At 33.5% G+C, this 11,870-nt stretch carries 13 protein-coding genes; 2 read left to right on the forward strand and 11 right to left on the reverse strand.

What is annotated here, in order from left to right:
* Positions 1–16 precede the first annotated feature (16 nt).
* The 3 genes from IGI68_RS12140 to IGI68_RS12150 all read right to left on the reverse strand — a co-directional run bounded on the left by IGI68_RS12140 (position 17) and on the right by IGI68_RS12150 (position 2,401).
* A complete protein-coding gene (locus tag IGI68_RS12140) occupies positions 17–1,069 on the reverse strand; it encodes an LCP family glycopolymer transferase (RefSeq protein WP_438733137.1) in 1,053 nt (350 codons plus the stop codon).
* Positions 1,070–1,205: 136 nt separating this feature from the next.
* Positions 1,206–1,607 carry a glycerol-3-phosphate cytidylyltransferase gene (tagD, locus tag IGI68_RS12145; protein ID WP_438733139.1) on the reverse strand — a complete coding sequence of 134 codons (402 nt, stop codon included), beginning with the start codon at positions 1,605–1,607 and terminating at the stop codon, positions 1,206–1,208.
* Positions 1,608–1,792: 185 nt separating this feature from the next.
* Positions 1,793–2,401: a superoxide dismutase gene (locus IGI68_RS12150; RefSeq protein ID WP_438733141.1), complete on the reverse strand. Its 609-nt coding sequence runs from the start codon at positions 2,399–2,401 to the stop codon at positions 1,793–1,795.
* Positions 2,402–2,615: 214 nt separating this feature from the next.
* Here IGI68_RS12150 and IGI68_RS12155 point away from each other — a divergent pair, with 214 nt between their 5' ends.
* Positions 2,616–3,425, forward strand: a complete 810-nt coding sequence (locus IGI68_RS12155) for a DUF1189 domain-containing protein (protein ID WP_438733143.1) — start codon at positions 2,616–2,618, stop codon at positions 3,423–3,425.
* 46 nt (positions 3,426–3,471) lie between these two features.
* Here the strand turns inward: IGI68_RS12155 and IGI68_RS12160 are convergent, their stop codons facing one another.
* The 7 genes from IGI68_RS12160 to mltG all read right to left on the reverse strand — a co-directional run bounded on the left by IGI68_RS12160 (position 3,472) and on the right by mltG (position 8,973).
* Positions 3,472–3,768, reverse strand: coding sequence for a HesB/YadR/YfhF family protein (locus IGI68_RS12160; RefSeq protein WP_438733145.1), 297 nt, complete (start codon positions 3,766–3,768; stop codon positions 3,472–3,474).
* A gap of 13 nt (positions 3,769–3,781) precedes the next feature.
* A complete protein-coding gene (locus tag IGI68_RS12165) occupies positions 3,782–4,447 on the reverse strand; it encodes a potassium channel family protein (RefSeq protein WP_438733147.1) in 666 nt (221 codons plus the stop codon).
* A 16-nt stretch (positions 4,448–4,463) separates the two neighbouring features.
* Complete coding sequence (locus IGI68_RS12170; protein WP_071874133.1) at positions 4,464–5,093, reverse strand: response regulator transcription factor; 630 nt, start codon at positions 5,091–5,093, stop codon at positions 4,464–4,466.
* Positions 5,090–6,169: a sensor histidine kinase gene (locus IGI68_RS12175; protein WP_438733149.1), complete on the reverse strand. Its 1,080-nt coding sequence runs from the start codon at positions 6,167–6,169 to the stop codon at positions 5,090–5,092. The genes IGI68_RS12170 and IGI68_RS12175 overlap by 4 nt, the downstream gene beginning before the upstream one ends.
* Positions 6,166–6,897: a cell wall-active antibiotics response protein LiaF gene (gene liaF / locus IGI68_RS12180; protein ID WP_438733151.1), complete on the reverse strand. Its 732-nt coding sequence runs from the start codon at positions 6,895–6,897 to the stop codon at positions 6,166–6,168. The genes IGI68_RS12175 and liaF overlap by 4 nt, the downstream gene beginning before the upstream one ends.
* Positions 6,898–7,011: 114 nt before the next feature.
* Positions 7,012–7,485, reverse strand: a complete 474-nt coding sequence (gene greA, locus IGI68_RS12185) for a transcription elongation factor GreA (protein ID WP_071874136.1) — start codon at positions 7,483–7,485, stop codon at positions 7,012–7,014.
* A gap of 180 nt (positions 7,486–7,665) precedes the next feature.
* Complete coding sequence (gene mltG, locus IGI68_RS12190) at positions 7,666–8,973, reverse strand: endolytic transglycosylase MltG (protein WP_438733154.1); 1,308 nt, start codon at positions 8,971–8,973, stop codon at positions 7,666–7,668.
* Between the two features lie 186 nt (positions 8,974–9,159).
* On the opposite strand from mltG, the gene IGI68_RS12195 reads away from it, so the two are divergent.
* A complete protein-coding gene (locus tag IGI68_RS12195) occupies positions 9,160–10,215 on the forward strand; it encodes an acyltransferase family protein (RefSeq protein WP_438733156.1) in 1,056 nt (351 codons plus the stop codon).
* Positions 10,216–10,286: 71 nt separating this feature from the next.
* On the opposite strand, the gene IGI68_RS12200 is transcribed toward IGI68_RS12195, so the two are convergent.
* A partial coding sequence (locus IGI68_RS12200) for a CDP-glycerol glycerophosphotransferase family protein (RefSeq protein WP_438733158.1) occupies positions 10,287–11,870 on the reverse strand: 1,584 nt, incomplete at its 5' end.

Here is an 11,870-nt window from a genome sequence, read left to right on the forward strand (position 1 = left end):
AGTTACGTATATATTCCTACCAACTAGTAGTTGATTCAACGTCCTGTGTTGTTTCTTCTGTTTCCGATACGCGATCATCATAAAACTGATTTCCGATAAAACCGTTATAAGAGTATTCGAATTGTGGATCAATCGTTAATTCCTCATTCGTCGGTAACTCTAATTGCTCTTTTAAACTATTTTGAACAGTCAGTAATTCTTGCATTCCCAAAATTTGGTAATAAATGCCATTCATTTGTTCATCTCTACCTTCCAACTGCTCTTGTTCAATATTTTCAAAAGCCGGATAGTAATTAGTCGCAATATCTAGCATTTCATTCCAAGTTAAATCAGTTTTCGAATTTTCCTCAACTGCTTTTAAGATTTTTTGATAATTGCTGACGCCATTTAAACTAAGTACTTTAGCAATAATTTTCTCTAGTACTTCGCGCTGACGTGCTTGACGCCCAATATCTCCAGCGGGATCGTCTTTACGCATTCTGGCATAAGCAAGACCCGTTTTACCATCTAAAGTAATTTTACCAAAAGGGACATGAACATTTTCTAAGGTAAATTCAATTTTGTTATCGACTTCAATGCCACCGACTGCATCAATAAGATCACGCATCCCCTGCATGTTGATACTAACATAGTGGTCAATTGGAATATCGAGGAGTTTTTCAACCGCATCCATCGCTAGTTCTGCGCCACCATAGGCATAGGCGTGATTTAATTTATCAAAAGTCACCCCATCTAACATGTCCGCATAAATATCTCGATCTAAACTCACGATTGTTGATTGTTTTTTTTCAGGATTAATCGTTACAACCATCATACTATCCGAACGACCTTGTTCTGTTCGTCCTAGAGCGCCAGTATCAATTCCCAATAACAAAATAGAAAATGGGTCTCTTTCTTCAATACTCATCGCAACATCTCTTTTTTGAGTCGTGCGATTGACTGCTTGACTAATATTGTCCATCATACTATTTGCGTCCCCTAGAACTTGCATCGCATAGATCGTTATCCCTGCCACTGCAACGACCATGATACTTAAGATGGAGATGACTACTTTTTGATAACGTCGCATAACGCACCTCTTTCAACTATTTAGAATTGTCAGAAAAATTTTCCCATATTATGACAAAGGATACAACCACTTTTCCACTTTATAATCAAAATTTAATTTTTCAGAGGGCGTCACGAAAAATTAAATTTTAGCTATTTTAAAAACCTATTTCTAAATCTTTCTTAATTTTTGTCGTTGATATTTCAGGGGTACGACTTAAATAAATAACTTTTGCTGCCGTGCTGTCTTCAATAAAATCGAATTTCCCAGTCCAATCATTTCCCATAATAAAAGTATCAATTTGATATTCTTTAATATCTGTGATTTTTTGGTCCCAACTTTCTTCAGCAATAACTAAATCAACATATCGTATAGCCTCTAATAATTGCTTTCTCTTTTCATAAGAAAAATAACATTTTTCTTTTTTTTTTTGAAAGTTAAATTCATCCGTTGACAAAGCGACTACAAGATAATCGCCTTGTTCTTTTGCCCGACGCAATAAGTTAATATGTCCATAATGTAATAAATCAAAGGTACCATAAGTAATTACTCGTTTCATAATTTAACCTCATTTTCAATTGTTTCATTTACTTTCATCACGATAACAAATATCTTCTAAAATAGCAACTAGTAATGGCAGAATTAGCGGAAGGTTAACTTTTATCATGCCACGAAAGAAGCCTCTCTTATATTTCATCTTCTTGATGAAATTGAGAGAGGCTTCTTTTAATTAATATTTGAATTTTATTTTGCTGCTAAATAAAGTTCATTTACTTTATCCCAGTTTACAACATTCCAAAATGCATCGACATAATCCGGGCGTACGTTTCGATAGTTTAAGTAATAAGCATGTTCCCAAACATCTAGACCTAAAATTGGCGTTAAGCCTTCCATTAATGGAGAATCTTGATTTGGAGTAGAAGTAATTTCTAATTTACCATCTTTTAATACTAACCAAGCCCAACCTGAACCAAAACGAGTGGTTGCTGCTGCTTTGAATTTAGCTTTAAAATCAGTAAAACTACCAAAAGCTTCATCAATCGCTGTTTTTAATTCACCAACAGGTTCGCCGCCAGCTTTTGGTGCCATAATTTCCCAAAAGAATGTGTGGTTAGCATGTCCGCCACCATTATTACGAACGGCTGTACGAATGTCTTCTGGAAGCGCATCGATATCCGCAATCAGTTCTTCAATTGATTTTAATCCAAGCTCAGGATGTTTTTCAATTGCTGCGTTTAAATTTGTTACATAAGCATTGTGATGTTTCTCGTGATGTATGTGCATTGTTTCAACATCGATATAAGGTTCCAAAGCATCGTACCCATAAGGTAATTTTGGTAATTGATAAGTCATAAAATTTTCCTCCTAAATGTTATATTTACAATCTTAAGATTAACAAAGTTTAGCACTTTCTTCAAAACATATGCTTGGGTTTTTTCTATTTTTAGGTTAAATCACTCTTTTATTTTTCAAAAACAGTCGTCTTTCTAGTTATTCTCTTGTCATTGCTATCTGACTCCGTTAAAATGAAGGGGATTACCACTACTTACTGTTGAGGAGCTAGACTATGTTATATCTAACAAATGTAAAACATTCACTATTTAAATTGGATCAATTACAAGAAGCAAAAAAAATGAATCTAGGGGTTGTCATTTTTCATCTTCTTTTATTAAGTTTTGTTTTAGCAATTCCGATTTCTTTACAAGTCATTCAAGTTTTTTCGACCATTCAAGACGATGGAAAAGAAATTGCTCAAAAAATCCCTGACTTTACGATTGAAAAAGGTGTCCTTGTAACGAAAGATGGTGCTGAGGGCTTTATTTATCAAACAGACTCGATTATCTTCACCTTTGACCCTGAAGGTAAACGGACTGCAGATGACATTTCTAAAGATATGTTGGGTAATTTTTTGAGTATCGGACTTTTGCAAAAAGAATTAGTCGTTACTTTACCTGCTACTGAAAATATCAATTCACTTTTTGGTTCGAATCAATTAACGATTCCGTATACTTCAACTCAATTGAATGATTTAACAGGCGAAAATCTGAGAGAACGTATTTTAGAAAACGAAATGCCTTGGTGGCTAGCACCTTTAACATTTTTGATTGCCATTTATCCGGCTTTTCTTTCTCTAATCATTACAATTGCTATTGCAACTCTTTTCGCCAATCTTTTTTCTCGAATGCGCGGAAGATATGATGGTTTTTTAAATAACTTTAAGATTATTGTTTTTTGTAGTACATTGCCTGTTATCATTACTACACTAATCAACTTACTCAATCCGAGTTTTATCGGGGATACATTTATTCTCATCGCAAGCGTCTTTATCTTTCTTTTCTCATTGAATAAGCATTCTGATAAGAAAAAGATTATTTAAAAAAAGATTCCCTTGGTATCCTTTTTGGAACACCAAGGGAATCTTTTTATGCCTCTTCCGAAAAAATATAAGTTGGCTCATGTAATTCTTCGTCATAATCAACAACAACATTATATCCTCTAAAAAACCAATCATCGTTTTTATCAATGAAAAACAATACTCCATCTATTGTCTCTTGAAACATGACGCGTTCTGGACGATCAACAGACATCCCAACAGAGAAGCCTTCATGGACTTGTGTACTACCATAAACTTTCCCGAAAAACCGAATGCCTTGCCCTGGTTCCAGAACAATTTCTTTTTTGAACCATTCTAATACTTTTGGAGTAACTGTCACTTTCATCTTACCGACACCTCTATTTATTTATTTTTTCATCGAGCATATCGACATCTTCTGCTGTTCCAATCACGAGTAAATTATCATATTCTTGAACGACTTCTGTCGCATCTGGCGAGACAACGACTTTCCCGTTTCCACGACGAATCGCAACCACAGTCAAGCCATACTTTTGTCGAAAATTCAGTTCAATGAGTGTTCGATTAAAAAAGCGGGCATTCGTTACACGAATTTCTGCCAATGAAAATTCATCCGATAGTTCAATAAACTCTAAAATATTTTTTGAAACAAGATTATGAGCGATTCTGACTCCCATGTCTCTTTCAGGATGAACCACTTTGTCGGCTCCTATTTTCTCTAACACCCGCGCATGATACTCATTTTGAGCTTTCGCTAAAACATTTGGCACACCCATCTCTTTTAACATCAATGTCACTAGAATACTCGCTTGAATATCCTCACCAATCGCGACAATAACATGGTCAAAATTTCGAATCCCTAAAGATCGTAACGTCATCTCATCTTGAGCATTTCCCACTACTGCATGCGTTGCAATATTCATATATTCATTTACCCGATCTTCGTTGCTATCGATGACTAATACTTCTTGTCCTGATTCTACTAAAGAACGGCAGATACTTCCACCAAAACGTCCTAATCCAATAATGGCATAATTTTGCTTCATCTTTTTGCGCTCCTTTTTATTTTACCAAATGATGTTTAAATGCATAAATCGCCGCTTGCGTTCGATCTTCTACTTCTAATTTCGCTAAAATATTCGATACATGGGTTTTCACTGTTTTTAAGGTAATAAATAATTGATCGGCAATTTCTTGATTGCTTTTTCCTTCTGAAATTAATAATAACACTTCTTGTTCGCGTTTTGTTAAGTCCTCATGCAATTCTTTTCGAGGCTTCGTTGCCTGCTGTACAATCTTCGTCGTCACTTCTGGTTCTAAGACGCGTTCCCCTCTTTGAGTAGCTCGAATGGCATCCGCTATTTCACGGGCAGTAGACGTTTTTAGTAAGTAACCACTTGCGCCTGCTTGTATTGCAGGATAGACTTTTTCATCATCGATAAAACTAGTGACGATTAAGATTTTGGCTGCGGGCCATTCACCTAATATTTTCTTAGTGGATTCAATGCCATCCATTACTTCCATCACCAAATCCATTAAAATCACATCTGGTCTTAAGTCTAATGCTTTCTCATAGCCGATTAAACCATTCTCAGCCTCTCCGACCACTTCAATATCTTTTTGAATCGATAAATAAGAAGAAACACCTAATCTTACCATCTCATGATCGTCAATTAACAATACTTTTATCATTCTACGTTCCCTCCCAGTAACGGTATTTTCACTTCAATACTTGTCCCTTGTTTCGGAAAACTAATAATTTTTAATGTTCCGCCCGTACTCGCCACACGTTCCCGAATATTCATTAAGCCATAACTTCCGGCTTTATTATTCTGGCTACTCACATCAAAACCGACACCATCATCCACAATTCTGAGTAGAATCGATTGATTGACTCGGTGTAGATAAACCTCTAATTCTGAAGCTTTTGCATGTCGCAAGATATTCGAAAGGAGTTCTTGGACCACACGAAACAGTTGATCTTCCGTCGCTAATGGGAGCGCGACATCTTCCATTTCCCACTTTAATTGAATCGTGACTTTCGTTTTCAATTCAATTAATAATTGTTCGATTCCTTCTTTCAATGTTTTCCCCTCTAACGTTACAGGTCGTAAATGAAGGAGCAGGGCACGCATTTCAGATTGGGCTGCATTAATAATGCCTGTCACCACACCTAATTGCTGCTGATAGGTCTCAGGTATCCCACTTTCTTCTCCTTGTTCATCTAACGCAGAAAGTAACATCATCGCTGCAAATAGCTGTTGTGAAACAGAATCATGAAGTTCTCTAGCTAGACGATGTCGTTCCTTTTCCAGAATTTCTTCTTTCGTCACACCATCAATTAATTGCGGTCGACTGTTTAAAAGTTGCAATTCCGATAAAATTTCTTTTAGTTTCATTCGAATCATATAAAAATCGTTATCCATTTCAAAAAGCGTTTGATTCGAAATCGAATAAGGCATACTTTCATCTAAAATCGGATTATCGAAATTTCCACCTGCTAATAAACGTAATTTTTCTTCAATCGGCATTAATAAACGTTTTTGGTAAAAAGAAATAAGGATATAATTGGTTAGTCCTATAATCACTGATAGTGCAAATAGATAAAAAACAAAGGGAATAAACAAAAATTTAATTTGAAAAAGCTCGAGTAACCACTTATCGTGACCTAGCGCCATCCCATATGTAAACAATACGAGGACTAAAATTAAAAATGTTAAAAATCCAGTATATATCGCAATAAAAAATTTAGGGTTATTTTTCATCATACTTGAATAACCTCAACATCTCCGATTAAGGTATTGGCAATGATTTTAATTCGGCGTGAAGAAGTATCGTATTCTGGACTATAAAGCATTAAATGTTCATTACGCATCGCAATTCGGCTTTCGTCAAATACAACCGTCCCTGCAAAAACACTACAATCTACATGAATCCCCACTCCGAGCGGAACTAAAATTCTCGTTCGTCCAAACCCCTTACGAATTAAGATGACATTATCTTTTTTAGGTAAAATCGTATTTCCTAAATCAATAATCGTGTCACCACTTGCAATCGTTAAATTAATATCATCCCATTCATAGATTTGACTACCTAAACGTTTATTACCAAAAAGTTGTTGTTTTTCTAATCGACCGTTTTTATTACGAGGTTCCATCGTTTCGACAATCATCATTTTTTTTCTTAAATGAAACGGACTATTCGACAACGGTAGACCAGATAACTCCAAGCCTGTTAGTCCAATAAAGATAATCGCAAAAATCAACATAAACCAAACGGCTGGAATATTCAATAAGCTAAAAAAGATAAGCGTTAACCCAATCATTCTTTTTATATTTTTAGGTTTCGTCTCTGACACATTGTTTTGAGATAAGACCATCAAGAACAGACCGATTCCTAACATTACGATGACAAGATAATTATTAATAATTTGCCATATCGCTAATAAGGCAAATAAACACTCAATCACAATGAAAAAACGCCATGATTTATTCATTTCAATCCTCCTATTCTCTCCAGTCTATCATACCAATTTTATCAGATTTTGCATCCACCTTTAGACTGAAAAATAGAAAAAGAAGGGTCAAATTGACACCTTCTTTTTCTATTTTTATTTTACGCCAACAATTTTGACAGACATGTCTCCACCAGGAGTAGAAATGGTTACTTCATCATTTAATTTCTTACCGATTAAAGCACGAGCAATCGGTGAGTCGTTAGAAATTTTACCAGCTAATGGATCCGCTTCGGCACTACCGACAATAATATACTCTTCTTCATCGCCATCTGGTAATTCAATAAATGTAATTGTTTTACCTAGAGCCACTTCATCTTGATTCACATTGTTATTATCAATGATTTCTGCAAAACGAATCATCGTTTCTAATGTCGTAATCCGACCTTCGACAAATGCCTGTTCATCTTTCGCAGACTCGTATTCAGAGTTTTCAGATAAGTCCCCAAAACTACGCGCGATTTTAATACGTTCAATAATTTCACCACGTTTTACTGTCTTTAATTCTTCTAATTCTAATTCTAATTTTGCTTTACCTTCTTCTGTCATTGGATATACTTTTTCTACCATGATTACTATCTCCTTTTGCATCATATACTATTCGTTGATTTTATTTTTGTTAGATAGAGGACTGTCACTTCCGCTATGTTAAAATGTTTTTTTTTTAATAAACAAAGGTAACCTTTTGCTTGAATCCACAAAAGATTACCATTCTTTTATTTAAATGTAAACCGTTTTATTGTTTTTCGCCTAATTATTTACATATTGTTCCACAAGGACATTATGTTCTTCAAGCGTCTCCGAAAAGTACACTTTCCCTGTTTTTAGGTCCGCCACAAAATAGTAATAACTATTATCAAGTGGGTTTAAAACTGCTTCAATTGCAGATGTTCCTGGATTATTAAAGGGTCCTGGACCAAAGCCTGTGTTCTTGTACAAGTTATACGGAGAATCGACTTCTAAATCCTCGTAAGTAACTAATTCTTTATGTACGCCTAAGGCATATAATATCGAAATATCTGATTGTAATGGCATCTCGATAGCCAAACGATTAAAGAAGACTTGAGCAATCATTCGTCGATCTTCTTCTTCTACTCCTTCTTTTTCAACTAAAGAAGCTAATGTTAAAATTTCATGAATATTCCAATCACTTGCTTCAATCGCATCCGCGTACTGGGCCATCACTTCGTCCGTCTTCGCAACCATTTGAGAGACAAAATTTTCCAATGTCATTCCCTCGAAATAATCATAAGTTGCCGGGAATAAATACCCTTCTAAACGGTAGCGAACATCTTTTACTTGGCTAACTTCCGTTAATAACGCAGGATAACGATCTTTTAACTGATTAAAGAAGGTTTGGTCTTCCATCACTGCTAGAAATTCTTCTTTCGTGAATGAGGTGTCTTTTTCAATTGCATCCCCAATCTGACTCACATCAAATCCCTCAGGAATGGTTAAGCGGGCATCCGCTTGATCTGCTGCCAATCCACCTTCTTTTAATATCCCACTAATTTCATCAAGTGTCATATTTTGCGAAAGCTGATAGCGACCTGCTTGAAAACCACTCAAATTATTAAATTTAGTAAAGAAATTAAAAATTGTCCCATTTTTAATAATATTACTTTCCTCTAAGATTTCACCAATCATTTTGTTTGAAGAGCCTATTGGTATTTCCACAAAAACAACTTCATCATTCGTACTATCTAATGGTTTTAAACTATCCGTTACATAACGATACGCGGAAAATCCTAAAATAGAAAAAACTAGAATCAAGGTTAAGACAACAATCATAACAATTCGATTAACAATTTTATCTTCATTTTGACGACTTCTTTTTTGACTATTTTTATCGGAAGATTGACTATTAGTGGTCTTCTTATTTGGGCTCACCGTGTTGGCTCTTCCTTTCTGATTTGACCGCGTGAGTGTTGGTTCAGCTTCAGTCTCAATTTCAGGGTCATTCATTTTTTGTTGTTCGTTATTATCGGGAATTTCTTTTTTTAAGGAATTCATCACTCGATCTTTAATCGATTCTTCCTCTGGATGTTGTTTTGACAAAACAAATCCTCCTTACATTCAAAATACTAACTTTTTCTATTATACATGAAATACGTGTGTTTCGGAATATTTTATGTTCTTTATTATTTATTACTAATAAATTTAGCTCTCTTTTTTTAAAAAGTTTCAAATCGTAATTTATTATACTATAATAAGATTTACCACTTATTTCAAAGGAGAAAATTTATGTCCATCATTTTATTTTTATTTCTTATGTTTTTTTCTCGGGATTTGATATTTTTACCTGAGGATAAATTTAATGAAGATTATTTATTACAAAAACAAACTACAAATATAAACGGTATTTTTGTTTTTCTTGTTTTATTATCTCATTCCAGTCAATATCTTAATATAGATCAAGAAATTCATCAATATTACAAAATATTCAAAAATTTTTTAGGCCAAGGAGTTGTAGTTACATTCCTAATGTATTCTGGTTATGGTATTATGCAAGGAATCAAATTAAAAGGAAATAACTATATTAAAAGTTTACCTTCTAAAACTATAAAATTATTTCTTTATTTCAATGCGGCACTCTCATTATACTTTTTATTAAATATTTTTCTCCAAAAAAGTTATCCACTAAGGCATACTTTACTTGCAATAACTAGTTGGACATCTATTGGAAATAGTAACTGGTATATCACAGCTGTACTTCTATTATACATATCCGTTTTTATTTCATTTATCATAGCTAAAGATAAGTATTTATTAGGGATTTGTCTGACATTGTTTCTAACTATTACAATCGTATATATTCAAATGAAACTTAATCGACCTGGGTATACATACAATACAATGATTATTTTTCCTTTGGGAATGATATATTCATATTTCAAAGAATATATTGATAAATTTATCAATAACGACTTAAGATGGTTAGGCATATTACTGTTGCTATACGGAATTACTTCTTTTACTTACTTTAAAAGATATTCAGGTGGTATTGAGTTTTACTCAGTTTGGATTGTAAGTTTTTCATTAATTCTAGTACTTTTCTCAAAAAAAATCATCTTAATTAATCCTTTATTGGAATGGTTAGGAAAAAGAGTTTTTTCTATTTATATTTTACAAAGAATTCCTATGACTTTATTGGCACATTTTAATTTGAATCAACATTATGTTATTTTCTTCGTCTCTAGTTTATTTTTCACATTAATTTTATCTCTTCTTTTTGAAAAATTCTTTATGAAAAATATCGATAGATTTGTCGAGAAATTTAAATATCAGACTTATCAATGAAATATCGCCTATCATCGTTTATTATAACTTAATAAATGATGATAGGCGATACTTATTCATTTAGTCATTATCTATAGCGAAAGCACTTCTTTGACAATACGTTGGGCTGACTTTCCGTCTAATTCATCAAAAAATCGATCTCTAAATTCAACAACTTTTGTTAAGTCTTGTTCTTCAATCATTTCTATTGCTTGAAATAAAGAATCATTATTTGCCACAATCGGTCCAGGAACAAATTTTCTGTATTCATAATAAAAATTGCGTTCAGCTAAATAGTTTTCTAAATCATATGCAAAGAAAATCATTGGTCTTTTTAGCAATGAGTAATCGAATATAACAGATGAATAATCTGTGACTAAAATGTCCGTTACAATTAACAAATCATTCATATCCATTCCACTAAGATTCAACACATGTTCTTTTAAATCATAAGGTACACCTTGTGATTTGCTGACTGATGGGTGCATCTTAATTACTAACACATACTCATCAGAAAATCGTTTAACAAACTCTCTGATATTCAACATCATAGAGAAATTTTTTCTTTCTGCTGGTCCGCCCCTAAAGGTAGGAGCGTAGGTAATAATTTTTCGTCCATTAATTTCTGGATGCATATTTAAAAATTTCGTTTTTGTAAAAGCAAGATACTCTTGATCTAATAATTTATCCGCTCTAGGTACCCCTAAGGGCAACACATTTTTTTCTGCAATATGAAAAGCTTCTGCGTAGAATGGAACAATTTCTTTAGAGGAACAAATAACTTTAGAATAGTTTTGATGTGCCGCCTTTTCAAATGCAGCAGTATTTGCATCTAAACTACCAATTGCTCCGAACCCGAATTTTTTAAAAGCTCCTGCTGCATGCCACAATTGGATAACGTTTGTTTTTTCGGGTAATTTCAAACCATATATTTGACGATAATAATCATCCAAAAAAATAATTTTTGCACTAGCAACATCTCTTAAAAGTCTGTTTTGTGCCGAAAACGAACGATTATTCGCCTTTAAATAACAAAAAACTTTTTCTTTATTGATATTATTTTCAGAAATTTCATCGTAAATCATTTGAAAAGTCCCCGTCATTTTCTCATCTTTATTTGTCATAAACAAAATTTTTGTTTTTGGCAATGAGATTTTATATATGGGAAACAATATTTTACGTAAAACTACTGTTTTGAACATTGTTCCAGCTTTTTTTGTCAGAATCTTGCTTTCTTTTGCAAACCGACGTTTCCCTAAGTAAAGAACTATTGGAGCTGTTGTTTTTAAATGGATACTCCTTTTTAAGGCAATCATTTTTTTGTTAGCATCTTGAATACGTATATTATCTTGTATATGAGCTACTGTTCCAGGTGACATATGTTGAAATAAACTTTTTAGTAACATAATATATTCGTTATATGCTTCTCGTTGGATAAACGTAAATCGTTCAACGAGCTCAGTCGTCAGCATTTGGAAATAAAACATATTTTCTGAGAATAGTTGTTTAGGCATCTTTTGATTCATTATAATAAGTTGTTCAAAAACTTTCTTTTGTGCTTCTGAATCTTTAGACTTTAATATTTCACGAATAGCTGGCCATAAATCAAAACGAATAACTCGATCAAAGTAAATCTTTAACGATTCAATGACCCCATATTTATTGTCAATGTATTT

The sequence above is a fragment of the Enterococcus sp. DIV1314a genome (genome assembly GCF_051713805.1).
GTDB lineage: Bacteria > Bacillota > Bacilli > Lactobacillales > Enterococcaceae > Enterococcus_I > Enterococcus_I aquimarinus.